Annotated in this window: 25 protein-coding genes and 1 tRNA gene; 18 read left to right on the top strand and 8 right to left on the bottom strand. The window is 61.7% G+C overall.

Going from position 1 to position 24545, the window contains the following annotated elements; translation table 11 throughout:
• Positions 1 to 2: 2 nt before the first annotated feature.
• Together rpoA2 and ACMGFL_RS05560 are read left to right on the top strand one after the other, a co-directional pair.
• Positions 3 to 1196 (top strand): DNA-directed RNA polymerase subunit A'', encoded by a 1194-nt coding sequence (gene rpoA2, locus ACMGFL_RS05565; protein WP_436934545.1) that lies wholly within the window; start codon positions 3 to 5, stop codon positions 1194 to 1196.
• A gap of 1 nt (position 1197) precedes the next feature.
• On the top strand, positions 1198 to 1623 hold the full coding sequence (locus ACMGFL_RS05560) for a NusA-like transcription termination signal-binding factor (RefSeq protein WP_436934544.1): 426 nt from the start codon (positions 1198 to 1200) through the stop codon (positions 1621 to 1623).
• 21 nt (positions 1624 to 1644) lie between these two features.
• Here ACMGFL_RS05560 and ACMGFL_RS05555 read toward each other — a convergent pair whose 3' ends face one another.
• On the bottom strand, positions 1645 to 2808 hold the full coding sequence (locus tag ACMGFL_RS05555) for an acyl-CoA dehydrogenase family protein (protein ID WP_436934543.1): 1164 nt from the start codon (positions 2806 to 2808) through the stop codon (positions 1645 to 1647).
• Between the two features lie 133 nt (positions 2809 to 2941).
• Here ACMGFL_RS05555 and ACMGFL_RS05550 point away from each other — a divergent pair, with 133 nt between their 5' ends.
• The 5 genes from ACMGFL_RS05550 to ACMGFL_RS05530 all read left to right on the top strand — a co-directional run bounded on the left by ACMGFL_RS05550 (position 2942) and on the right by ACMGFL_RS05530 (position 6109).
• Positions 2942 to 3370: a 30S ribosomal protein S12 gene (locus ACMGFL_RS05550; RefSeq protein ID WP_436934542.1), complete on the top strand. Its 429-nt coding sequence runs from the start codon at positions 2942 to 2944 to the stop codon at positions 3368 to 3370.
• Position 3371: 1 nt separating this feature from the next.
• Positions 3372 to 3977 (top strand): 30S ribosomal protein S7, encoded by a 606-nt coding sequence (locus tag ACMGFL_RS05545; protein ID WP_436934541.1) that lies wholly within the window; start codon positions 3372 to 3374, stop codon positions 3975 to 3977.
• 124 nt (positions 3978 to 4101) lie between these two features.
• A complete protein-coding gene (locus ACMGFL_RS05540; RefSeq protein WP_436934540.1) occupies positions 4102 to 4686 on the top strand; it encodes a biotin transporter BioY in 585 nt (194 codons plus the stop codon).
• Positions 4683 to 5411, top strand: coding sequence for an energy-coupling factor ABC transporter ATP-binding protein (locus ACMGFL_RS05535; protein ID WP_436934539.1), 729 nt, complete (start codon positions 4683 to 4685; stop codon positions 5409 to 5411). Before ACMGFL_RS05540 ends, ACMGFL_RS05535 begins: the two co-directional genes overlap by 4 nt.
• Positions 5405 to 6109: an energy-coupling factor transporter transmembrane component T family protein gene (locus ACMGFL_RS05530; RefSeq protein ID WP_436934538.1), complete on the top strand. Its 705-nt coding sequence runs from the start codon at positions 5405 to 5407 to the stop codon at positions 6107 to 6109. Before ACMGFL_RS05535 ends, ACMGFL_RS05530 begins: the two co-directional genes overlap by 7 nt.
• A gap of 30 nt (positions 6110 to 6139) precedes the next feature.
• Here ACMGFL_RS05530 and ACMGFL_RS05525 read toward each other — a convergent pair whose 3' ends face one another.
• Complete coding sequence (locus tag ACMGFL_RS05525) at positions 6140 to 6946, bottom strand: DUF5781 family protein (RefSeq protein WP_436934537.1); 807 nt, start codon at positions 6944 to 6946, stop codon at positions 6140 to 6142.
• A gap of 58 nt (positions 6947 to 7004) precedes the next feature.
• Positions 7005 to 8150 (bottom strand): anhydro-N-acetylmuramic acid kinase, encoded by a 1146-nt coding sequence (locus ACMGFL_RS05520; protein WP_436934536.1) that lies wholly within the window; start codon positions 8148 to 8150, stop codon positions 7005 to 7007.
• A 169-nt stretch (positions 8151 to 8319) separates the two neighbouring features.
• Between ACMGFL_RS05520 and ACMGFL_RS05515 the strand changes: the two genes are divergently transcribed.
• From ACMGFL_RS05515 to ACMGFL_RS05490, 6 genes are all read left to right on the top strand, one after another.
• Positions 8320 to 10509 carry an elongation factor EF-2 gene (locus ACMGFL_RS05515; RefSeq protein WP_436934535.1) on the top strand — a complete coding sequence of 730 codons (2190 nt, stop codon included), beginning with the start codon at positions 8320 to 8322 and terminating at the stop codon, positions 10507 to 10509.
• Between the two features lie 327 nt (positions 10510 to 10836).
• On the top strand, positions 10837 to 11370 hold the full coding sequence (locus tag ACMGFL_RS05510) for an amino acid-binding protein (protein WP_436934534.1): 534 nt from the start codon (positions 10837 to 10839) through the stop codon (positions 11368 to 11370).
• Entirely contained in the window at positions 11367 to 12311 is a 945-nt protein-coding gene (locus ACMGFL_RS05505; RefSeq protein WP_436934533.1) for a homoserine dehydrogenase, read from the top strand. The genes ACMGFL_RS05510 and ACMGFL_RS05505 overlap by 4 nt, the downstream gene beginning before the upstream one ends.
• Before the next feature lie 219 nt (positions 12312 to 12530).
• Entirely contained in the window at positions 12531 to 13799 is a 1269-nt protein-coding gene (gene tuf, locus ACMGFL_RS05500; protein ID WP_436934532.1) for a translation elongation factor EF-1 subunit alpha, read from the top strand.
• A 1-nt stretch (position 13800) separates the two neighbouring features.
• Positions 13801 to 14109 (top strand): 30S ribosomal protein S10, encoded by a 309-nt coding sequence (gene rpsJ, locus ACMGFL_RS05495; RefSeq protein ID WP_436934531.1) that lies wholly within the window; start codon positions 13801 to 13803, stop codon positions 14107 to 14109.
• A 41-nt stretch (positions 14110 to 14150) separates the two neighbouring features.
• A tRNA-Ala gene (locus tag ACMGFL_RS05490) sits at positions 14151 to 14222 on the top strand.
• A 219-nt stretch (positions 14223 to 14441) separates the two neighbouring features.
• Here the strand turns inward: ACMGFL_RS05490 and ACMGFL_RS05485 are convergent.
• Positions 14442 to 15431: a sodium:calcium antiporter gene (locus ACMGFL_RS05485; RefSeq protein ID WP_436934530.1), complete on the bottom strand. Its 990-nt coding sequence runs from the start codon at positions 15429 to 15431 to the stop codon at positions 14442 to 14444.
• Between the two features lies 1 nt (position 15432).
• Complete coding sequence (locus tag ACMGFL_RS05480) at positions 15433 to 15606, bottom strand: hypothetical protein (protein WP_436934529.1); 174 nt, start codon at positions 15604 to 15606, stop codon at positions 15433 to 15435.
• Positions 15607 to 15812: 206 nt separating this feature from the next.
• Here ACMGFL_RS05480 and ACMGFL_RS05475 point away from each other — a divergent pair, with 206 nt between their 5' ends.
• Both ACMGFL_RS05475 and ddfA read left to right on the top strand, forming a co-directional pair.
• Positions 15813 to 16469 (top strand): helix-turn-helix domain-containing protein, encoded by a 657-nt coding sequence (locus ACMGFL_RS05475; RefSeq protein WP_436934528.1) that lies wholly within the window; start codon positions 15813 to 15815, stop codon positions 16467 to 16469.
• A 186-nt stretch (positions 16470 to 16655) separates the two neighbouring features.
• Positions 16656 to 16904 (top strand): DdfA family disk-determining factor, encoded by a 249-nt coding sequence (gene ddfA, locus ACMGFL_RS05470; protein ID WP_436934527.1) that lies wholly within the window; start codon positions 16656 to 16658, stop codon positions 16902 to 16904.
• A 104-nt stretch (positions 16905 to 17008) separates the two neighbouring features.
• Here ddfA and ACMGFL_RS05465 read toward each other — a convergent pair whose 3' ends face one another.
• Both ACMGFL_RS05465 and ACMGFL_RS05460 read right to left on the bottom strand, forming a co-directional pair.
• Positions 17009 to 17662 (bottom strand): potassium channel family protein, encoded by a 654-nt coding sequence (locus tag ACMGFL_RS05465; RefSeq protein ID WP_436934526.1) that lies wholly within the window; start codon positions 17660 to 17662, stop codon positions 17009 to 17011.
• Between the two features lie 3 nt (positions 17663 to 17665).
• A complete protein-coding gene (locus ACMGFL_RS05460; RefSeq protein WP_436934525.1) occupies positions 17666 to 19117 on the bottom strand; it encodes an APC family permease in 1452 nt (483 codons plus the stop codon).
• A 360-nt stretch (positions 19118 to 19477) separates the two neighbouring features.
• Here ACMGFL_RS05460 and ACMGFL_RS05455 point away from each other — a divergent pair, with 360 nt between their 5' ends.
• The 3 genes from ACMGFL_RS05455 to ACMGFL_RS05445 all read left to right on the top strand — a co-directional run bounded on the left by ACMGFL_RS05455 (position 19478) and on the right by ACMGFL_RS05445 (position 24213).
• Positions 19478 to 20647 carry a right-handed parallel beta-helix repeat-containing protein gene (locus ACMGFL_RS05455; protein WP_436934524.1) on the top strand — a complete coding sequence of 390 codons (1170 nt, stop codon included), beginning with the start codon at positions 19478 to 19480 and terminating at the stop codon, positions 20645 to 20647.
• Positions 20648 to 20753: 106 nt separating this feature from the next.
• Positions 20754 to 23498 (top strand): PAS domain-containing protein, encoded by a 2745-nt coding sequence (locus ACMGFL_RS05450; protein WP_436934523.1) that lies wholly within the window; start codon positions 20754 to 20756, stop codon positions 23496 to 23498.
• Between the two features lie 55 nt (positions 23499 to 23553).
• On the top strand, positions 23554 to 24213 hold the full coding sequence (locus tag ACMGFL_RS05445) for a DUF7344 domain-containing protein (protein WP_436934522.1): 660 nt from the start codon (positions 23554 to 23556) through the stop codon (positions 24211 to 24213).
• Between the two features lie 16 nt (positions 24214 to 24229).
• Here the strand turns inward: ACMGFL_RS05445 and ACMGFL_RS05440 are convergent, their stop codons facing one another.
• Complete coding sequence (locus ACMGFL_RS05440; protein ID WP_436934521.1) at positions 24230 to 24481, bottom strand: HalOD1 output domain-containing protein; 252 nt, start codon at positions 24479 to 24481, stop codon at positions 24230 to 24232.
• Positions 24482 to 24545 lie beyond the last annotated feature (64 nt).

Genomic DNA, 24545 nt, shown 5'->3' with positions numbered 1-24545 from the left:
CCATGACAGCATACGACGTATCTGACGACATCGAGGCGCTCGTCGAGGACACCGAACTCCCGCGGCGACTCAAAGACGAGGTGTACAGCACGCTCGAAGACCGCGACGTGACGGTCGAGGAGGCCGACGAGGTCATTCAGGCGATCGAAACGCGCTACGTCGAGACGCGCGTCGACCCGCTCGACCCGGTCGGAACGGTCAGCGCACAGAGCATCGGCGAACCCGGAACGCAAATGACGATGAACACGTTCCACTACGCGGGCGTCGCGGAGATCGATGTCACGCAGGGGCTACCACGGCTGATCGAACTGGTCGACGCCCGAAAGGAGCCCGACACCCCGATGATGACGGTGCATCTCGACGGGGAGCACGCGACCGACCGCGAGCGCGCCCACGAAGTCGTCTGGAAGATCGAAGCGACGAAGATCCTCCAGCTCGGTGACGTGTCGACGAACGTCGCGGACATGGTCGTCCAGATCGCACTCAACGAGGACACGCTCCAGGAGCGCTGGCCGACCGTCGATGACCCGGTCGTCGTCGCCGAGGAGATAGCAGAGACCATCGAGTCGAATCTCGGCGTCGAGACCACTCAGCGCGGACTCGCCATCGAGTTCGGCCCCGAACAGCCCTCCTACCGGCAGTTGCTCCAACTGGTCGAGGAACTCCGGGAAATCGTCTTCAAGGGGATCGAAGAGATTTCGCGTGTCGTCATCCGAAAAGAGGAGACCGACCAGGGCGAGGAGTTCGTCCTGTACACCGAGGGGTCGGCCTTCGGTGACGTGCTCGAAATCGAGGGCGTCGACGCCTCCCGGACGACCTGCAACAACATCCACGAGATCCGAAGCGAACTCGGTATCGAGGCCGCACGGGAGTCGATCATCGAGGAGACGATGAACACGCTCGAAGAGCAGGGGCTCGACGACGTGAACATCCGTCACCTGATGCTCGTCTCCGACATCATGACCAACGAAGGAACGATCGAGTCGATCGGTCGTCACGGCATCTCCGGAGCGAAAGACTCCGTCCTCGCGCGGGCGGCCTTCGAGGTGACGGTCAGTCACTTACTCGATGCGGCCGTCCACGGCGAGATAGACGAACTCGACGGCGTCACCGAGAACGTCATCGTCGGCAAGCCGATCAAACTCGGAACCGGCGACGTGAACCTCCGGATGGGCGCGAGCGACGGCGCAGACTGAGATGACCGTCACACTGTCGGACGAGGCGCGCCAGTTCGCCGGACTCTTCGAGGAGGAGACAGAGGCAACCGTCCGAGACTGTCTGGTCGACGACGAGTACGACCGTGTGATCTTTCTCATCAAGGCCGGGGAGATGGGCAAGGCGATCGGTTCGGGCGGCGAACACGTCAAACGAATCGAAGAGCAGATAAACAGGTCGATCAAACTCGTCGAGGACGCGCCGACAGCCGAACACTTCGTCGCGAACGCGCTCGAACCCGCTGCCGTCTACAACGTCACGATCAGCGAAAACGACGACCGAATGGCCTACGCCGAAGTCGCACAGGAGGACCACGGCGCGGCAATCGGGACCGAGGGGAAAAACATCGACGCGGCCCGAAAACTCGCCAAGCGCCACCACGACATCGACGATATCCAGTTGACCTGACTCGGACGCAGTTCGCTGTTTTCACTCGAACGCCGAGAGGCCCGTCAAATCTTCACCGAGAATGAGCGAGTGGATATCGTGAGTTCCCTCGTAGGTGTAGACTGTCTCCATGTTCGCCAGATGGCGCATCGGCGAGTAGGCGGTCGTGATGCCGTTGCCGCCGAGCATCTCCCGCGCGACGCGGGTCTGCTCGCGCGCCATCCGGACGTTGTTGCGCTTGCCCATCGAGACCTGCTGGGGCCGCAACTCGCCGCGCTCTTTGAGTCTGGCGAGTCGAACCGCGAGCAGTTGGCCGAGCGTTATCTGTGTCGCCATCTCCGCGAGTTTCTCCTGCTGGAGTTGAAAGCCCGCAATCGGTTTCCCGAACTGCTCGCGGTCGGTGGCGTACTCGCGGGCCACCTCGAAAGCGTCGCGTGCGGCACCGACCGCTCCCCACACGATACCAAAGCGCGCCTGCGTGAGACAGGACAGCGGCCCCTTCATCCCGGAGACTCCGGGCAGACGGTTCTCCGCTGGCACCCATGCATCGTCCAGCGCGATTGCGCCGGACGGGGAGACGCGCAGGGAGAGTTTGCCGTCGATTTCCTCGACTTCGACCCCCTCGCGGTCGGTCTCGACGAGAAAGCCCCGAACCGGGTCGTCCGGTTCCGAGCGGTCACGCGCCCAGATGAGGGCGATGTCGGCAATGGGTGAGTTGGTGACCCACCGCTTTCGGCCGTTCAGGACGTAGCCGTCGCCGTCGACTTCGGCGGTGGTCGTCATCCCGCTCGGGTTCGATCCGTGGTCGGGTTCGGTCAGCGCGAAACAGCCGACCGTCTCGCCGCTCGCCAGGTCGGACAGGAGTCGGTCTTTCTGCTCGGCCGAGCCATAGGTGTCGATGGGATAGATCACGAGCGCGCCCTGAACGCTCGCCATCGACCGGAGACCGGAGTCACACGCCTCCAGTTCCTGCATCAGCAGTCCGTAAGCCGTCTCGCTCACACCGGGGAAGCCGCGACCATCGAGATTCGGCGCGTACAAGTTCAGATCGCCCATCTCCGTGATAATCTCTGTTGGGAAAGTCCCGGCCTCGTAGTGGTCGGCGATGTTGGGTCGGACACGCTCGTCGAGAAAGTCGCGGACGGTGTCTCTGAACTGTCGTTCCTCGGCGGTGAACTCCGACTCGATGTCGAGATAGTCCAGCACGACCGATCAATACGCCGACAGTCTCTTAGCACTTTGGTCGGGTTCTCAGTAGGCGACAGCGAACGAACGGAAACCGACGGGTGAATCAGAAAAGAGGATGCTTAAGTGCCTTCATCGGGTATCGACGGGTACTATGGCAAACGGCAAGTACGCCGCGCGGAAGCTCAAGAAGGACCGCCAGAAACACCGGTGGTCTGACTCGAAGTACGCGCGGCGCGAACGCGGGCTGAAGGAGAAATCCGACCCGCTCGAAGGCGCACCGCAGGGGCGAGGGATCGTCCTCGAAAAGACCGGCATCGAAGCGAAACAGCCCAACTCGGCGATCCGGAAATGCGTCCGAGTGCAACTCATCAAGAACGGCAAGCAGGTCACCGCATTCTGTCCCGGTGACGGCGCGATTTCCTTCATCGACGAACACGACGAAGTGACAATCGCGGGCATCGGCGGCGCGAAGGGTCGTGCGATGGGCGACCTCTCCGGTGTCAACTACAAAGTCGAGAAGGTCAACGGCGTATCGATGATCGAACTCGTTCGCGGCAACGCGGAGAAACCTGTCCGATAACATGTCTGCAGACCAGCCAGACCCCGACGCACCCGGAAGCGAGGAAAACACCGCCGCCCTGCTCTTCGAGAAGTGGTCGGTCGACGATATCGAGTACCGCGACGTCTCCACCGAGCGGTACATCACCGTCACGCCCGTCGCCAACACGATGGGCCGTCACGCCGACAAGCAGTTCAAAAAGAGCCAGATCAGCATCGTCGAGCGGCTGATCAACCGCCTGATGCAGACCGAAGAGAACACCGGTAAGAAACAGCTCACCACCCGAATGGTGCGCGATGCCTTCGACATCGTCCACGACCGCACCGGTGAGAACCCCGTGCAGGTGCTCGTCCGAGCGGTCGAAAACTCCGCGCCGCGCGAGGAGACTGTCCGCCTGAAGTACGGTGGCATCTCCGTGCCGAAAGCCGTCGACGTCTCGCCACAGCGACGCGTCGACCAGGCGCTGAAGTTCATCGCCGAGGGCGTCCAGAACGCCTCCTTCAAGACCGAAACCGACGCCGCCGAGGCGCTCGCCCAGCAGCTCATGGGCGCGGCCGACGGTGACGTCGACACCTACTCGGTCAACCAGAAAGAGGAGAAAGAACGCGTCGCCGCCGCCGCACGATAACGCGAATTCTGCTGTTCTCGTCTCTTTCGTTTTCCAGCCGTGGAGCGAACACTGGCGGCAGTTTCAACCATATGAGCGTTGGTAAACCAGTACGTTAATCTCGGTTGACGAACACGGTGTCGGTATGTCCTCGGAGTACGGAGAAGAAGTCGACCTCGTGAGTGCAGAGACGGCGGCCTACGTCGCCGGTGCGGCACAACTGGCGGCGCTGACGGGTGTTCTGGCGTGGGCCTCGATAGAGATCTCTGTCGTTCCGTTTTCGTTTCAGCCCTTCGGGGTCTTCTTCGCGGGCCTGCTGCTCGGCCCGCTCTGGGGTGGGTTCGCGATGGGGACGTACTTCCTGGTCGGTCTCGCAGGCGTGCCGGTGTTTTCGAGCGGTGGCGCAGGCATCGGCTACGTGACCGGGCCGACCGGCGGGTTTCTCGTCGGGTTCGTCTTCGCGGCGGTCGTCATCGGAGCGATTTCGCATCGGTCGCTCGTCCCGAAGTCCTTCGACGACCTGTCGGTCCTGTGGAGCGGGGTCGCTCTGCTGGCCGGGCTCGCCGTCATCTATCTGGTCGGCGTCCCCTGGTACGCAGTTGTCGCAGACCTCACGCTCGTCGAGGCCGGGACGGCGATGGGGTGGTTCTTCGTCGGGGACCTGATCAAAATCGCGCTCACGCTCTCGGTGGTCGCGGGCGCAGTCACGCTTCCCACCCGACTACGATGATCACCGTTCAGGAACTCGTCACGCGTCGAGGCGGCAAGCAGGTCCTCGACGACGTGTCGATGACCGTCGTGGACGGCGAGTGGGTCGTCCTCGCTGGACGGAACGGGAGCGGCAAGACGACGCTCGTCCGGCATTTCAACGGGTTGCGTTCGCCCGACTGCGGGGAGGTACTGGTCGACGGCGAGTCACCGAGCGACAAGCCTGTGGCCGCCCGAACGCGCGTCGGAATGGTGTTTCAGAACCCCCGCGACCAGTTCGTCGCGGCAACTGTCGGCGCAGACGTGGCCTTCGGCCCGGAGAACCTCGGTCTCGACCACGACGAAATCGACCGACGGGTCAACGCGGCACTCGGCACGGTGAAGATGGCCGGACGTCGAGACGAGCGCATCGAATCCCTGTCCGGGGGCGAGCAAGCCCGAACCGCAATCGCTGGGGCGCTTGCGATGGAACCCGACCATCTCGTGCTCGACGAACCCTTTACTGGCCTGGACTGGCCGACGCGTCGCTCGCTGCTCGAACACCTCCACAGACTCCACGAGGACGGAACGAGCATCGTCTTCGTCACGCACGACCTCAGAGAGGTGTTCGCGTCTGCCGACAGCATCGTGGGACTGGACGACGGAACCGTCGCGTTCGACTGTCCGCCCGAAACCGTCGAGAACGAACAGCTATCCGCAATCGGCGTCCGGCCACCGGAGCGCCCGCGCGCAGACGACTCATGCTGAGATACACGCCGGGAAAGACGCTCGCACACCGACTCGACCCCCGGACGAAACTGGCCGTTCAGATTGGCTTTGCCGTGGCCGCCTTCGCCCAGACATCGGTCCCGTGGTTGCTCGGAACGACTGTGTGTGGACTGGCTGTCCTCGTGATTTCGGGCGTATCGCTTCGGCGGACGCTACGGGCGTACTGGTTCGTCCTCATCTTTCTCGCAGTTGGACCGCTCATCGCGGCGCTGACGCTCGGCCCGCCGTGGATCGACCCCGACCACGGAGTACGGTCGCTGCGTGCCGTCTCGCGTGTCGTTCCGGTACTCTTTGTCAGTGGAGCCTACATTCATTCGACGCCGATTCGGGAGACACGGGCGGCAGTACAGCGAACGATTCCGGGCCGCCCCGGCCAGTTGCTCGGCGTCGGGATGGCGCTGACCGTTCGTTCGTTCGCTCTCGTCAGCGACGATATCGTGCGAATCAGGGCTGCAGTTCTCGCGCGTGGCGGCTCGAGTCGAGCGTTTCACGACCGCGTTCGTCGGATCGCCACGCTGTCGGTCGCGCGTGCGTTCAATCGGAGAGAGCGGCTTGCGGTCGCGCTTCGCGCGCGCTGTTTCGCCTGGAATCCGACGCTCCCCCGACTTTCCCTCTCGCGGCTCGACTACCCAGTACTGCTCCTCGCTGTTGGACTACTAGTGACGCCACTGCTCTAGTCTGTCAGCCGAAGCATCGCAGCGGCGCGTCTAATCGGCCGCAGGCCCGCTGCCGCCAGCGTACTCGCGGGTCACGTCGACGAGCGCCTTCCGGTACTCGCTCTCGTCCGGATCACGAGCGAGCGAGCGAAAGCTATCCCTGAATCGCTCGAACGCCACCTCCGGCGCGTCCGCCGCGGCCGCGTGCGCGAGGTCGTAGATTCGATGGTCGCTCCCGACGAGGCCGTGCCGTTCGACCAGACCGAGCGCGAAGGCGGCGTTGACCGCGGTGATGTCGGGGTCGGCGGCAGGGGTGAGTCGTTCCCATGCAGGGAGGCCTCTACTTGCGGTCTCCCGCGTTCGGTCTCGCGATGTGCGACCGGACGCCAGCGGGTCGTGCGGGCGGTCTGCGACCGCGACAGCGAGGCTGGATTCGAGAAACGAGACCAGTTTGTCCGCGGGTGCGAGTGTCAGCCAGATATCGTCGGCGTAGATGTCCTTCATGTGGTTCGCGATCTGATAGCAGTGGGTGAGTTTCTGCTGTTCGACCGTCCGTCCGGCGAGCGCGAGAAAGATCGCTTCCTTCGTCGACTGGGTGTGTGAGGGGTGTTCCTGCTCGTACTGGTGCATGTGCGCGTACTCGTGCAAGGCGAGTTCGCGCGCCATCGCGCTCGTTGCGGCCTGCCGGGAAATCGTCAGCCGATGTGCGGCGTCGGTGTGTGACACTCGCGTTCGCTCGTCGGGGTCCTCGCGAATCTGGACTGTCACCGGTCGCTCGATGTCCCGTTCGGTCTCGAAGAGATCCCGTGCGCCCAGAAACGGTTCCGCCGGGCCCTGTCCGTGTACCTGTACGTCCATCTATTCTCTAGTGGGGATCGAACTGTATTACTTTTTCGCGGGTGTCTACAGTCCAGCCTCAGTCGCGTTCGATCTGTCCGCGCGCGATGGAGCCGCCACAGACCGGGTGTGAACCGGTCGCAGCCGGGACGTTCGTCTGTTTGCCACGGTGTGACCGATAGGCGATGTACGAAACCCCCTGCACCTCGCGGAGTTCGTGGCGGTAGCCGAGTTCGTCGCTGACGGACACCTCGGCGTCGAACCGCTCCTCGATACCCGACATGATCGCCGGGTTCTGGGATCCGCCGCCGAAGACGACGACGCGGTCGACGGGGCCGTCGATGAACTGCTCGCGGTTGTAGGCGAGTGCGGCCCCGGTGAGCGCGGTGAAGGTGGCCACCAGATCGTTGCCCTCGACGCCTGCGTCGGCTGCAGACTGTCGCATCGCTTCCATCCGGTACTCGCCGAAGTCGTCGCGCCCGCTGCTCTTTGGGGGTGTTCGCTTGATGAAGTCGTGATCCAGTAACTCGGCGAGTACTGACTCGTTTACCTCGCCGCGGAAGGCGCGCTCGCCGTCCTCGTCGTACTGTTTCTCGCCGTCGGTCAGGTCTCTGACGGTTGCGTCGACGAGCATGTTTCCGGGGCCGACGTCGAACGCACGAACGTCGTCCAGGTCGCCGCCAGCCGGGAGATAGGTCACGTTCGCGATACCGCCGATGTTGACGATCAGACGGTTTTCGTCGGGGTCTGCATACCGCATGTAGTCGTACATCTGGAGCATCGGCGCGCCAGCACCGCCAGCAGCAAGGTCACGGACGAAAAAGTCCGCGGCCGTGTCGACACCGGTTTTCTCGGCGACGATCTGTTCCTGAATGAGCTGGAACGTCGACGGTGGATCCCCGCGCGGGTAGTGTCGCACGGTCTGTCCGTAGGTGCCGATGATCGCCACCTCGTCGAGGTCGATTCCGGCGTCTTCGGCGAAGGCGAGTACTGCGTCACCGAACTCATCGCCGACGACCGAGTTCAGTCGCGAGACTGCTTCGAGCGAGACCTGTTCGTTCGAGGCGACTTCGAGGAGTTCCTGTCGCGTCTCCGGACGATAGGAATATTCCGCCGAGTCGACGTGGGTGATATCGTCTTTGCCATCGCCCTCCTCGACGTCGATGAGAACGGTGTCGATTGCATCCATCGCTGTCCCGCTGTGTACGCCAATCGCATACACCATATGGGCACTAGCTGAACTGGGCGTAAATAGCTGTGTACGGGAGAGTCGACCACGGGCAAACCCCACACGGACCGTGTGGTCATGTCACACGCTTTTCGGCGAAATCCGCCTGTACCGTCGATGTGAAACACTATCCTTTTGACCCTCCTGCCGGTAAGCGAATACAATAATGGGCCGACGAAAGAAAATCGTCCAGGAATGCGAGGATCTGATGGACAAGCCGGAGAACATCCGTAATATTGCGATCGCAGCACACGTCGACCACGGCAAGACGACGCTGACCGACAATCTGCTCGCGGGCGCGGGGATGATCTCTGACGATACGGCAGGGGAACAGCTCGCGATGGACACCGAAGAGGACGAACAGGAACGTGGGATCACCATCGACGCGGCAAACGTTTCGATGACCCACGAGTACGAGGACACGAACCACCTCATCAACCTGATCGACACGCCGGGCCACGTGGACTTCGGCGGCGACGTGACACGGGCGATGCGTGCCGTCGACGGTGCGCTCGTGGTCGTCGACGCCGTCGAAGGGGCGATGCCGCAGACCGAGACCGTGCTCCGACAGGCGCTCCGCGAGGGTGTCAAGCCGACGCTGTTCATCAACAAGGTCGACCGACTCATCTCGGAACTGCAGGAAGGCCCACAGGAGATGCAGGAGCGAATGACTGCGGTCATCCGCGACGTGAACGACCTCATCCGCGGGATGACCGAGGAGATGGACGACATCCCTGACGACTGGACGGTCTCGGTCGAAGACGGGACCGTTGGCTTTGGCTCTGCGCTGTACAAGTGGGGCGTCTCGATGCCGTCGATGCAGCGAACCGGGATGGACTTCGGGGACATCATCGACCTCGAACGGGCCGACAAGCGACAGGAGCTCGCCGAGCGAACGCCGCTCGCGGACGTCGTGCTCGATATGGTCTGTGAGCACTTCCCGAACCCGGTCGACGCTCAGCCCCGTCGTATTCCCCGGATCTGGCGCGGCGACCCCGACTCCGAACTCGCAGACCAGATGCGGCTGGTCAACGAGGACGGCGAAGTCGTCTTCATGGTCACGGACATCTCGATGGACCCGCACGCGGGCGAAATCGCAACCGGGCGGGTCTTCTCCGGCACACTCGAGAAGGGACAGGACCTGTACGTGTCGGGGACGGTCGGCACGAACCGCCTCCAGAGCGTCGGTATCTTCATGGGTGGAGAGCGCGAGGAGGTCGAGCGCGTCCCGGCGGGGAACGTCGCCGCGGTGACTGGACTCGCCGACGCCATCGCAGGGTCGACCGTTTCGAGCGTCGAGATGACGCCGTTCGAGTCCATCGAGCACCTCTCGGAACCGGTCATCACGAAGTCCGTCGAGGCGAAGAACATGGACGACCTGCCGAAACTCATCGAGACGCTCCAGCAGGTCGCCAAGGAGGACCCGACGATCGAAATCGAGATCAACGAGGACACTGGCGAGCACCTCATCTCGGGGCAGGGCGAACTCCACCTCGAAGTCGTCACCCAGCGCATCGAGCGCAATCAGGGCATCCCGGTGACGACCGGCGAACCGATCGTCGTCTTCCGCGAGGCGCCACAGGGGGAAAGTCGCGAAGTCGAGGGCATCTCCCCCAACCGTCACAACCGCTTCTACATGACGGTGCGGCCGCTCCAGGAGTCTGTCGTGGACGCGCTCAAGAAGGGCTCGGCGACGATGGACATGCCCGAACTCGAACGGCGTGAGGCCCTGCAGGACGCCGGATTCGACAAGGAACTCTCCCAGGACGTCGAGCATATCTTCAACACCAACATCATCATCGACGACACGAAGGGTATCCAGCACCTCAACGAGACGATGGAGTTGGTCATCGAGGGGATGGAGGAGGCGCTGGCAGATGGCCCACTCGCCGCAGAGCCAGTCCAGGGTGCGCTCGTGATGCTCCACGACGCACGCCTGCACGAGGACGCCATCCACCGCGGCCCCGCACAGGTCATCCCGGCAGTGCGTGAGTCGATGCACAACGCGCTCATCGACGGTAAGATCAAGCTGCTCGAACCCATCCAGGAGGTTCGGATCGACGTGCCCAACGAGCACATGGGCGCAGCGAGCGGCGAGATTCAGGGTCGCCGTGGCCGCGTCGACGACATGTACCAAGAGGGCGACCTGATGGTCGTCGAGGGCGTCGCGCCCGTCGAGGAGATGATCGGCTTCTCCAGCGACATCCGCTCGGCCACCGAGGGCCGCGCGAGCTGGAACACCGAGAACGCTGGCTTCCAGGTGATGGCCGACAACCTCCAGCCCGAAACCATCAAGCAGATCCGCGAGCGCAAGGGGATGAAACTCGAACTCCCCGCTGGCGTCGACTACTTCTAGACAACCACCTTTTTTTACGGGGTTCTCGCACGCCGCCGGCGTGCTCGAACCCCGCCAAAAAACGTGGGCGAAAAAAGGCCGGACGCTCGCTACGCTCGCGTCCGGGAACCCCAGAAGGGAACACTTGAGCGACCGAGGGCTCGGAAGACGCAGTGCGTCTTCCGGTGAAACTGCGCTCTCCGTTCGCGCAGTATGCTCCGTATGGACAGCTATGGTTTTACTGACCGACAGCCCCGTACCGAAACGGCTGGATTCTTATAGCCGGGTGCCTGAATCGATGACAATGAACGGAGATGCGCGTCTACAACTCACGGAGGTGAGCGACGAATGAGCGACTCGACGGAGGACGTTCGCTCCTACACCGTGCGCCTGGAACTGGTCGACCGGCCGGGCGAACTGCTCCGGGCGCTCGAACCCATCGCCGACAACGGCGGAAACCTGCTCTCTATCTTTCACGAGCGAGGGAACCTCACACCCCGGGGACACATCCCCGTCGAGGTGGACATGGAGGCCCCGCCGGACCGATTCGACGAGATCGTCGATGCGCTCCGCGAGGAGGGGATCAACGTCATGGAGGCGGGCGCAGAGCAGTACTCGGAGGAAGTAACAGTCGTGCTGGTCGGCCATCTGGTCAACACCGACCTCTCGAATACGCTCTCGCGCATTCAGGAGGCGACTGGCACGTCAGTGCGGGACCTGTCGCTGTCCGCACCGCAGGGACAGGAGGGCGAATCGAGCGCACGGCTCCGACTCGCGACGGAAACCGGACAGACGGATGCGGCGCTTTCGGCAATTCGAGATATCGCAGACGAGAAGAACTTGCGCGTCGTCGAACCGCTGACTGCGGGTGGTGAGCGATGAAACTCGCCGTGCTCGGCGCGGGCGCAGTCGGCGCGTCCGTCGCAGAACTCGCGCCGGAGTATGGACACACGGTCACCGCGCTCGCGGATTCGAGCAGCGCCGTCGTCGACCCAGACGGCGTCGACGTCGCGAACGCGCTCGACCGCAAGGAGTCCGAGGGCGTTGTCGGTGACGAGTCACCGGATGCGGCGCTCTCGGCGAACTACGAGGTGCTGGTCGAGGCGACGCCGACGACGCTCGGCGACGCAGAACCCGGTTTCGGCCACGTGAAGGCCGCGCTCGAACGTGACAGACACGTCGTCCTCGCGAACAAGGGGCCGGTCGCGGAACGCTACGGTGACGTGCGCGAACTCGAACGAGAGAGTGAGGGCACTGTCCTCTTCGAGGCGACCGTCGGCGGCGCGATGCCGGTGCTGTCGACTATCGCAGATTTCGACGCCGAACATATCACCGCCGTCCGGGGCGTGCTCAACGGGACGGCGAACTTCGTCCTCTCGCGGATGGCCGCCGAGGGGCTGGAATACGAACACGTCCTCGCGGAGGCCCAGGACCTGGGCGTCGCCGAGGCAGACCCCAGTTTCGACGTCGACGGCACTGATGCGGCGCTGAAGTGTGTGATCGTCGCGAACGTACTGGGCGACGGAGAGGTCACGCTCGAAGATGCGACCGTCGAGGGAATCAGGGATCTGCCCGTGAGCGCGCTCGAACTCGCCCGCGAGGACGGTCGCACGATCCGTCTCATCGGCGAAGTCGACGGCGACGCCGTCCGGGTCGGTCCGCGACTCGTCCCCGAAAATGCGGCGCTCGCTGTCACCGGCACGCGAAACATCGTCCAACTCGAAACGACACACGCAGGCGTACTCAACATCTCCGGGCGCGGTGCGGGCGGCCCCGAGACTGCCTCAGCCATCTTCGCAGACATCGGGCGTCTCGACGGATAACCGCTAGACTGCAGTCCGTTTGTAGCGGAGTTTCGGGATACGACAGTCCTCCATTCTGATTGTCCTTCGACCGTGAGGAGGCGGGTTTGCCACGAGCGATCCGTGACAGTACCTCACAAATCGCAAGACAGCACAGGGTTGGCTGACGAGCAGTATCGAAATGGTTTTATGAACAACCGCGCAATATTTCCGATACAGCGCCTCTGCGCGTGAGAACAAATGAGTGAGGACAAACCACACCAGAACTTGGCCATCATCGGCCACGTCGACCACGGGAAGAGTACGCTCGTCGGACGACTCCTGTACGAGACCGAGAACGTACCGGAGCACGTCATCGAGCAGCACAAGGAAGAGGCAGAAGAGAAAGGCAAGGGCGGCTTCGAGTTCGCCTACGTGATGGACAACCTCGCCGAGGAGCGAGAGCGCGGGGTCACCATCGACATCGCCCACCAAGAGTTCGACACCGACGAATACTACTTCACTATCGTCGACTGTCCGGGCCACCGGGACTTCGTCAAGAACATGATCACTGGCGCGAGCCAGGCCGACAACGCGGTGCTCGTCGTCGCAGCCGACGACGGCGTCCAGCCACAGACACAGGAGCACGTCTTCCTGGCACGGACACTCGGCATCGGCGAACTGATCATCGCGGTCAACAAGATGGATCTCGTCGACTACAAGGAGAGTCGCTACGAGGAGACGAAAGACGAGGTCAACGACCTGCTCAATCAGGTTCGCTTCGACACGGACAGTGTCAAGTACATCCCCGTCTCCGCGTTCGAGGGCGACAACATCGCCGAGCGCTCGGAGAACACGGACTGGTACGACGGCCAGATTCTGCTCGAAGCGCTGAACGACCTGCCGGAGCCGGAGCCGCCGACGGACGCGCCGCTCCGACTCCCGATTCAGGACGTCTACACCATCTCCGGCATCGGTACGGTCCCGGTCGGCCGTGTCGAGACCGGTATCCTGAACACGGGCGACAACGTCTCGTTCCAGCCATCTGACGTCGGTGGCGAGGTCAAGACCATCGAGATGCACCACGAAGAAGTGCCACAGGCCGGACCCGGCGACAACGTCGGATTCAACGTCCGTGGCATCGGCAAGGACGACATCCGCCGTGGCGACGTCTGTGGCCCGGCCGACGACCCGCCGACGGTCGCAGAGACCTTCCAGGCGCAGATCGTCGTCATGCAGCACCCCTCGGTCATCACCGCGGGATACACGCCGGTCTTCCACGCACACACGGCACAGGTCGCCTGTACCGTCGAGTCCATCGACAAGAAGATCGACCCCGCATCGGGCGAGGTCGCCGAAGAGAACCCGGACTTCATCCAGTCGGGCGACGCTGCAGTCGTGACCGTCCGACCGCAGAAGCCACTCAGCATCGAGCCGTCGAGCGAGATTCCGGAGCTTGGCTCCTTCGCGATCCGCGACATGGGTCAGACCATCGCGGCAGGCAAGGTCCTCTCGGTCAACGAGCGATAACATGCAGCAGGCACGCGTCCGTCTGGCTGGTACCAGCCCCGAGGACCTGGACAGCATCTGCGGCGAGGTCAAAGACATCGCCGACAAGACAGGCGTCAAGCTCTCGGGTCCGGTTCCGCTCCCGACGAAGACGCTGGAAGTGCCCGCGCGCAAGTCCCCTGACGGAGAGGGAACCGCGACGTGGGAACACTGGGAGATGCGCGTCCACAAGCGCCTCATCGACATCGATGCCGACGAACGGGCACTGCGCCAACTGATGCGCATTCAGGTGCCAAACGACGTCAGCATCGAAATCGTCCTCGAAGACTAGCGGCCGAGACCACCACTCGCCCCACGCGCAGGGGCTTTCGCGGGCCGGTAGATCAGTGGCAGATCGCTTCCTTCGCAAGGAAGAGGCCCGGGGTTCAAATCCCCGCCGGTCCATTCACAATTCTCCGCGAGCTACCCAGTGAGCACAGCGTAGCGTGTGCGAACCGGCGTGCGAACAGTGATGGCTGGTCAAGGCGGGATTTGAATCACGCAAACGTGAGCGAAGCGAGCGTTTGCAGTCGGGTTCAAATCCCCGCCGGTCCATTCACAATTCTCCGCGAGCTACCCAGTGAGCACAGCGTAGCGTGTGCGAACGTTCATCCCAGAGCAGAACTACTGGCCGGGATACAACAGCAGTCTACCCGCCACGAAGACGAAGTAGAGTCCAATCAAGTAAACGCCCTCCCGGCGAGTGAGTTGGCCGTCACGCCAGTAGAGCGACCAGCCCAGGAGTCCAGCGCCGACGACGAGTTTGAACGGGAGGTCCCAGCGGATGACGGCGGGCGGAATGTAGTACGTGGAGATGGCGCCGCCAAGTCCGATTCCGAGGAGTGGGTTGACGATATTACTCCCGATGAGCGTTCCGAGCGCGACGTTCGGCGCTCGTCGACGGATCGAATCCGTCACAGCAGTCAGTTCGGGAAGTGCTGACGCCACGCCGATGGTCACGACGCCGATCATCGACCCGCCGAGCGCGAGCGTGGTGACGATAGCCTCGACGACTGCGAGCACGACCGACGCAGAGACGACGACGAGAAAGAGCAAGCCAGCAGCGACGGCTGCATCCCGGCGCGGGCTTCGACTCGGGCGCTCGCGAAGTGTCGGAAGGTCCGCTCGGCGTGCAAGTCGGAGACCAGTGTACGCGAGATAGAGGACGACGAGTATCGTCCCGTCGATTCGGGTGATCGTCCCGTCCCAGGCCAGAAAGAGCGTGACTGCAAACGTACCAAGCATGGGGAGATAGCTCTCGCGGACGAAGCTTCGGCTGATCTGGACGCTCCCGTATCCGATGACGAGGATGCCGACGAGCAGGAACTGCTGGACGGTCGATGAGCCGGTGTTCCCGCCGATGACGACCGCCGATGCGATCTGGTAGTCGAGCGTCCCCGAAAGAATCCCAACCGACGCGATGAGATGCGAACTCAGTTCGGGGAGACTCGTGCCGACGGCGAGGATGGTCATTCCAACCAGCACCTCGTCGATACGGTAGTACTCGGCAAGCGCCAGCAGCCGGTCGATCGCCCGACTCGCGGCAGTTACGAGGACGTAGAGCGCGACTGCTCCGACGGCAATCTGTGTCAGCAGCTGGGCCGAAACTGGCATATTATCGTTCGGACAGCCAGGTCTCGTCCCAGGCTATTTCGCGTTCGGGCGCGAACGGCTCTGCGGTCCATACTTGACACTGCTCGCACTCCCAGATCCGACAGACGACGCCGTCTCGGGCCGTGATGCCGACCGACGCCCACACGTGAGTCTCACATCGCTCTGTTCCGGACATTCTACCCTAGAGAACAACTGTCACCGGCTAAAGTCTAGGTTTGCCCCCAGTATTGAGCGTCTCCCATCGGTAGTGGATGCATCAAAAGCCACGGTAGAGCCCATCGGGGACTGGAGCTACCGGCCGCGTCACCGCGACACGACAGGTGCCAACAAGGATTATATGTTGACACCACACTAGTGCTGTATGACGGAGACAATCAAACGATGTCGATAATCGCGGAATTCACCGTCACATCTACCGAGTTTCCCCTCGGAGTTATCTTCAAGAACAACCCCGAAGCGACGATAGAACTAGAGCGCATTATTCCGACGAAGCCGAAGTTGATACCGTATTTCTGGGTGCAGGGGCCGGGATCGGAGGAGATCCTCGCTGCGTTCAGAGACAATCCCGTGGTACGGAATATACGCGTCGTCGACGAAGTGGATGGGAAACGCCTCGTCCGGGTCGAATGGGAACACGATGCGAACGGGATTTTGCATGCTGTCCGCGAGACGGACGTGACTCTCATCTCCGCAGAGGGAACCAAAGACGGGTGGACGCTGGAAACCCGGGCCGACGATTCCGACGTCATCAGGAAATTTCAGGAGCAGTGTCGCGAATACGGGATTCCGGTCGAACTGCGGGCGCTTCATGCGTTGACGCCGTTGAGAGACGAGGCGAGATACAGGTTAACGGAAAGCCAGCGTGAGGCGCTTGTTTTGGCCTACGATCGGGGGTACTTCGACTCCCCTCGACAGACGACACTCGAGGAGTTGGGCAGCGAAGTCGGGATAACCGGACAGTCCTTTGGGTCCCGTCTTCGAGGTGGGACGAAACGTCTCATCGGCAGTACACTCACCAACGCGGAGCGACCCGAGTAGTATAGAGGATATATATCCTCTTCACCTGAAGGGAGATATTACAACCGACTGGGTTCTGTAGTGGTGAATAGAATGTGTCCTGGGGATGCAGATAACGCGACTAATACTCAAAGTAACGTGACGAACGCTCAAAGCGAGTTGAATGCGGTACCGACAATCGACAACAGCGCGACGGAAACGCATCAAATGGAGTTCAGCACAGCGGACAGAACCGTCTCCGACGCTATCCTCACGAGCGTGGGACAGGCCAGTAGAACGGACCCAGCAGAACTACCTGTCCTCTACGATGTCGTTGACCCCGACGCTTTGGACTCGATATTTTCACCCGGACGAACGGGGGATTCGGGTTCTGCGGTTCGTATCACGTTCGAGTACTCGGGGTATCGTGTGGAGGTGTGCGTGAACGGGTCGGCGATCGTCGTCTCACTGCGATAGGAGATGTGCAGACTCTGCTGGAGATGATGGCTTCCGCTTTCTCGAATGCGGCCCACACCGAACGCGGACGGGGCGCACAGGAGTTGCTCGTACCGAGAGATGGATTACCCACGCAGTAGATTCAGCACTTCGTCGACGACATCTGGTTCGACGGCGACGACGTACCGACTGCCGGGATCGAGCGTCGTGTCCGACCCGGCGATCTGGTGACCGTCAGCGTCCGAGACGACTAACGCACCAGCAGGGAAGCGAACGTCAGTGAGTTTCTTTCCGGCGGCCGGGGCGCCGTCGGCGATGCGGATGGTCATGATATCGAGCGAACTGGTCACGTCGGCCAGCGTCTGAACGCTGCTGCCGACGATTTCGTTTGCCGCCACCTGTGCGCCCGCCTGTTCCGGAAAGAGTACGGCGTCGACGAACCGCGTGTACGCAGTTCCGGCCGCGCGGTCGATGCGCGCAACCGTCCGGATTTCGGAGACCATCTCCGATGCGGCCAGACAGACCGCCAGGTTCAGCCCCGTCTCGCCGGTGAGCGCGCCGACCACGTCGGCCCGTTCGATGCCTGCCTGTTCGATTATCTCTGGGTTGGTCGCATCGCCTTCGATCACCGTGGCGGTCCATGTGTCCCCGATCTTCTCGACGGTTCGTTCGTCGCGCTCGATGATCGTGACGTCGTGACCCCGGTTGGTGAGGATCTCCGCCGTCTGAAAGCCGACACGCCCACCGCCAGCGATAATGACGTTGAGATCACTTGTCATGGTTCAATCTTCAGCCTCCGCAGTGATGTCCATGTCGGTTTCGGCGACGTCCTCGTCGGATGTCAGTTCAGACCGGTTTATGAACAAATAGACGAGACCCCCCAGAAGGATCCACCCGACACTGAGCACCAGCGCCAGCGGGTCGGTGCGGATCAGATACTCGACGAGCACACCAGTTAGGACCAGATTGAGCGCAATACCGATCAGCGGCGGCGCGGGATAGAACGGCATCTCGTAGGGACGATTCATATCCGGACGCTCGCGGCGAAGTCTGATCACGGCGACGTTGACGATGATAAACGACGTCAGGAAGAACAGACTCGACATGTTGCCAGCGCTCTGGGTCGGCAGTGCAACCGATCCGAGCATCACCACCGCACTAGCGAGGATAGCGACAAACGGCGTCCCGTAGCGGTGGTGGAGTTGTCCGAACGAGGGGAGTAACTGACCCTCCCGCCCCATGGAGAAGGCGACCCGCGAGGAGGCGATCACAACTGCGTTCAGCGCGGTGAGCGTCGAGAACACTGCGCCGAAGACGATGAGTGCACCGCCGTTCTGGATGACTGGCAGGCCAGTTGGCATGAACGAAGTGGCAGCTGTGGCGATTCCGGCTTCTCCGGCGTCTGCAAGCCCCTGTGCCCCCAGCGTTCCGACGGCGACGACCACGACCGCGAGATAGACGATCACAGTCACGATGAGGCTGATGAATATCGCTTTCGGGATGTTCTCGCGAGGGTTTTTGACCTCCTCGGTGACGGTGGTGATGAGGTCGTATCCCTCGAAGGCGATGAAGGTGAGCCCCATCGCGGGAAGGATTGCGGCCGCTCCACTACCGTCCGGAAAGAGCGGCTGAAACTCGGCACCAGAGAATATCGGGGAGGTGAGGCCAAACGCGACGAACACGACGAGAATACTCACCTTCACGAGCGTAAAAATCGTCTCGACACTCCCACTTGCGGCCGTCGAGACAGCGTTGAGAGAGACGAGTCCGAGCACCGCGACGAACGCGAGCAGGAAGGCAAGCGGCACCGAGACATCGACGACCGGCACCGCGATTGCGCCGACCTCATCGGGTGGCGGAACCACGCCGTAGACGTGAAGCAGTTCGAGAAAGTTCGGCGCAAAGCCGAGCGCGTACAGCGCCCCCGCGATCATGTACGCGAACCAGAGCATCCAGCCCATGATAAACGAGGAGAGATCGGCAAAGATTTCGCGGACGAAGGCGTAACCACCGCCGCTTTTCGGGATCGATGCGGCGAGTTCGGCGTACGAGAGACCGGTGAATGCGGTGACGACACCGTTCAGCGCGAAGACGAGAATCGCCGCCGGGCCAGCGATTTCGGCTGCCAGCCCTGTCAGGACGAATATCCCGGCACCGATCATCGCCCCCATCCCGATCATCGTCGCATCTAACAACCCGAGTTCTGCCTGTGGGGAACGGTTCTGTCCACTCATCAGTCTGTTGTCGGCAGTCCCATCATTTGTTTGTAAAGTAGTGGTCTCGTTGGCCTCTTGCGGGAGTGGTTTCGTACGTGGAATGAGCCTCGTCCGTGAAATAAGTTATCGGACCAGCGGGACGAACGGACATCGTCTCCGTGTTTCTATCAGTGCACTAGAGACACGAAACAAACAGATTACCGGCGATAAGATGAACCTTGAGAAACGAACGGGCGCAGAAACACCCAAATAACTATACGGATAGGTGATATTTTCTTCAGCATGGTGTCAGAAGACAGACAGCAGCACAAACGAAGCCGGAGAACTATTCTCAAAACGATAGGAGCAGGTGGGTTGGGTATTGCTGGATTCACCGGGGTGGTAAGTGCCAAACCCGGCAACAGGGGAAAAGGCCGCGGAAAGGGGAGAGGGCAGTGTGATGTTGTCGTCCCTGCTGACGAACCGACCATCCAGGCTGGCGTCGATACGGCAGACGCCGGTGAGACAGTCTGTGTAACGACAGCCGGAAGCCCCTATGCAGAACAGGTGGTTATCGACAAAGACCTCTCTCTGGTCGGCGTTGATTCCCCGACGATCACGCCACCGGGGTCCCCAGATGCATTCACCATTCCGGAGAGTGGTCCGACGTGGGAGCCGATTGTGTTTGCCTTCGGCGGGAGTGAATCGGGCGGCAGCGTATCTGGGTCCGATGTCGTCGACGTCGACGTGACTGGCCTGACCATCGATGGCGGCGGAACCCAGCCGGACGCGGGACGGAAACCGGGAATCCTTTTCAGAAACGCACGCGGTGAGATATCGGACAATACGGTCGAGAATCTGGGTGTCGGCGGAAAGGAAACGTTCGGCGTACTCGCATACGGAGACTCCGAGGTCGCTATCTGGAACAACACGATCAGCGAGTACGAACGTGGCGGCATCGGTTGCGTCGGAGATGGGGGTGCACACCCATCGCCGACCGCAGAGATTCGCGGGAACAACGTGACAGGATCGACCGGTATCGGGGAGGCGTGGGGGCCAAACGGAATTCAGATCGGATACGGGGCGGGCGGAACGATCATCGACAACGAGGTCACCGACAACCGATATGCGGACGAGGCGTTCACCGCCTCGGGGATCATCGTGTTCGAGAGCGACGACGTGCAGGTGCGGCGCAACACCGTCACGAACAGCGATGTCGGCATCGCCGTCGGCTCGTGGGGCTGGTTCCTCCCGACGGCAGATAACACGAAGGTCATGCAAAACGACGTCCAGGAAGCCAACGCTGGCGTCTTGCTCCGCGCAGTGTCCTATCCCAGCTTTAGCAGCAGTGATGCCTCTGTGAGCAATAGCAAGGTCATCAACAACACGATCAGCGATCCGGATCCGACTGACATCGATACCGGTGTCGCTGTTCAGTCGATCGATGCCAGCCCGAACTACGATCCGGTCGTGGCGAACAACAAAGTCGTCCGAAATTCAGTCACGGGATTCGAGACGCAGATCCTCGAGGGCGGCACTGGGACGAAAGTTCACGCCATCGAACCGTAGTCGGGTTCGGACCGATCTCTCCCGTCGTGAATCTTGCTTACGCCGGAATGCGCTACCGATCAGTTCCGTCGATGGAACTATTACGGTGGGTTCTGATACCAAAACCATGGCCTCGCGTTCGTCTGAGGACGTCTACGCGGAAACCCTGGCTGTCTTCGACAGGAGCGACCATCGACACGAACCGCTCACGACGCCGGAAGTGGCTGAGGCGCTCGGCGCGAACCGTCGCACTGTGTACAAGCGACTCCGAAAACTCGCCGAGCAGGGGAGACTCGAAACGAAGACGACGGGAGCGAACTCCCGGATATGGTGGCGGCCAATAACTGCGACGGCCGACGGTGATCACACCGCCGAGAAGCACACACCAGCGACGTCACAGTCGGGAACGAAAGCGAATCCGGGAGATCCACCTCCGTCAGCAGCCGAGGAGTCCGAACAGGCATCCCCGTCGAACGGAGCGCGCGACGATAGCGTAAGAACGCTCGACGACACCGACAGTCGAGATCAGAGGGATGACGAATCGACGTACCAGATAGAGCGGATCCTCGATACCGTCGAAGCAGCTATCTTCCTGAAAGATACGAACGGCCGGTATCTGCTCATGAACCAGAACTTCCGTGATCTGGTCGGAATCGACGACGAGACAGATGTCGTGGGAATGACCGACAGCGACCTGTTTCCCGAAGGTTTCGCGCTCGGATACACCGAGATGGATAAGTTAGCGATCGAGACAAAAGAGACCGTGAAAATTGAAGAGAAGGTGCCCGCACCGGAGGGCGTCAAAACGGTACTGACCCGGAAAACGCCGCTCTTCGATGACGACGGTGATCCATATGCGGTCTGTGGCGTCGCGACGGATATCACCGCTCGAAAGGAACGCGAGCAGGAACTCCGTAGCGCTCGTCGATTCAACGAGGAGTTGGTGGAAAATGCCCCGTTCGCGATGTTCCGTCTCGACGAACAACTTCGGATCACCTACGAAAACCCGCGCGCAGAGGAGATCATCGGCCTCCCCGACGAGAAAGACGCCTCGGCTGCGATCGGAACTGACATCCGGGACGTGCCCTCGATTGCCGAGACCGGTCAGGCGGACCTGTTCACCAACCTCAAAGACGGCGAAACCATCGAGTTCGAGTTCCCCTTCGAATCGATCTACGACAAGGAAGCGTACTTCGCCGGTCGCGGTGTGCCGCTGTACCGAGACGGCGAGTTCGACGGCGCGGTGTTGATGGCAAACGACATCTCCGAACGGCGACGTCGCGAGCGGGAACTCCGTGCGGCCCGCCAATTCAACGAGGAGTTGGTCGAAAACGCCCCGTTCGGGATGTTCCGTCTCGACGAGGAACTGCGAATTACCTACGAGAACCCCCGCGCGGAGGAGATTATCGGCCTCCCCGACGAAAAAGACACCTCGGCCGCGATCGGCACCGACATCCGGAAACTCCCGCCAATCATCGAGACCGGACAGGCGGACCTGTTCACCAACCTCAAAGACGGCGAAACCATCGAGTTCGAGTTCCCCTTCGAATCGATCTACGACACGGAAGCGTACTTCACTGGGCGGAGTGTGCCGCTGTACCGAGACGGCGAGTTCGACGGCGCGGTGTTGATGGCAAACGACATCTCCGAGCGGCGACGGCGCGAGGAAGAACTGGAACGACAGCGCGAACAGCTCGCCGCTCTCAACGAGATAAACGACGTCGTTCGCGGGATCATCGACGCAGTCATCGCCCAGTCGACCAGAGCAGAGATCGAGCAGGTGGTCTGTGACCGGCTGGCACAGACTGATTCGTATCGGTCCGCCTGTCTATTCACGATCGACTCGGATCTGCAACCCGAATCCCGTGTGGCGGCTGGAACCGGCGACATCGACGACGAGATATCGTTCGGTACAGATGCGGACGAACAGAGCGTTCGAGGGCTAGTCAAGCGTGTCGCGCACACGCAGGAGGTCGCGGTCACGCAGCAGGTGTACGACGGTCCGAACGCGACCGATCAGAGCGATGCAGCCGAGTCCGAACTCCAGTCAGCCGCTGCCATCCCGATCGTTCACCAGGGGATGCTGTACGGCGTACTCGCCGTCTGGTCGGAGCGACCAGATGCCTTCACAACCGAAGAGCGCGCAGTTGTCGGGCAACTCGGGGAAGTTGTCGGGCACGCGATCACCGCAGTCGACCGCAAACGAGCGCTGATGAGCGATGAGGTGATCGAAGTTGAGATCCGGATCCCGCAGTTGCTGGCCTCACAAGGCGTTTCTGTGAACACTGACGAAACGGTGACAGTCGAGCGATGGGTTCCACTCGGCGACGACGAGTACCTCCTGTACGGGACGACGACTGCCGAGGGGATAGAGCTGATGCGTGCGTTGGGTGAGCAACTGTCGGACTGGAACAACCTGCACATCATCGACGACAACAACGAGACGGTTCGTTTCGAACAACAGCTCTCGAATCCACCGATCACCTCGACGATTGTGGATCACGGCGGGTCACACGTGACTGGACAGATCGCAGACGGGGAGTACAGTGCACAGCTGCATTTCCCACCGGGAACAGACATCCGACAGGTCGCGGCTGATCTCGAAACGCAGCACCCGAGTGTCGAATTTGTCAGCCAGCGGCAGGTGACACGTTCGAAACCGTCATCGGCGGAGGCACAGAGCATGCTCAACGAAAATATGACTGACCGCCAGCGGGCCGCGCTCGAAGCGGGCTACTACGGAGGGTTCTTCGAGTGGCCCCGTGACCGCTCCGGTGAGGAGGTCGCACAGTCGCTCGATATCGGGGCATCGACGTTCCACCAGCACATCCGAAAAGCAGAGAAGGCACTCCTCGATTCGGTGTTCGACTGAGGAACCCCAAATTTTAGGCAGTTAGATTATCCACATCGAACCAGTTTGTTAGTATATGTCCAACCGACAACTGGCCTCGGGCGAGGGCACACCTCTCGATCAGTCGTCGGTGCTCGCCGATCCTCGCAAGCGGCAGATAATCGCTCTCTTACTCGATCTGTCACGACCGATCCCGGTTCGTGACCTCGCGGTTGAACTGGCAGGACAGGAAGCTGAACCGGAACCGTCAGACCTGAGTGACGCTGCAATTCGATCGGTTCAGATCGATCTGATGCATCGGTGCGTGCCGAAATTGGACGCGACGGGATGGGTCGGTCTGACGCCGGACGGCATCGTCGCCGCCGAACCGCCTCCGATCCGAGATGTGAAGTCGTTGCGTACCGACTTACGAAATCGGGACCAAACGTTCTGGCAGGCCATCGGCACCGTCGTGGCAGTTCCCCGTCGGTCGAAGCTGGCGGCGCTCATCGCTCGTCAGACGGCCACGAGTACAATAGACGACCTCGAAGCGAAGCTTCGATCCGACCCCGAGTTCTGGGAGCCGAGCAAATCGAGCACGTCGCTTCGTCAGACGCTTCATCACGTCGACCTCCCGCAGTTAGCTGAGGCTGGGCTGATCACGTATGATGCCGACAGACATACCGTGACCAGGCGGCGCCGTCTGTCGAGCGTCGTCGACTGGCTTGGTCTCGGCAGCGAGCGGACCAAAGGGTAGAAGGCAGTGGTATCAATTACGAGCGTTCGCTGACGCGGATGCACTCTGGCTCGACGGTCACCTCGTAGCCTGCGTACTCGAACTGAACGGTCTGCACTCGACGCGGAGGGACAAAGAGTCGATTGAGTGAGTCCACGTCGACGGATTCCTGTAACGGTGGCAGTTCGAGCGACGAGCAGTTCGCGACAGTCGTCACGGCCTCCAGAACACCCTCACTGACGGGCTCTTCCTCGCCGCGTTGCCAGACGTATTCGTCCGTCCGACCCATGCGGGATCCGCTCAACTCAGCACAATAATTCTTACTGTTCGCAGCTGTCCCGGACGAGAAGCAT

Origin of the sequence: Halovenus marina, assembly GCF_051414115.1 — an archaeon.
In the GTDB taxonomy this organism is placed as follows: domain Archaea; phylum Halobacteriota; class Halobacteria; order Halobacteriales; family Haloarculaceae; genus Halovenus; species Halovenus marina.
Note: the sequence above shows the minus strand (reverse complement) of the source record. Positions and strands in the feature narration are given on the sequence as shown.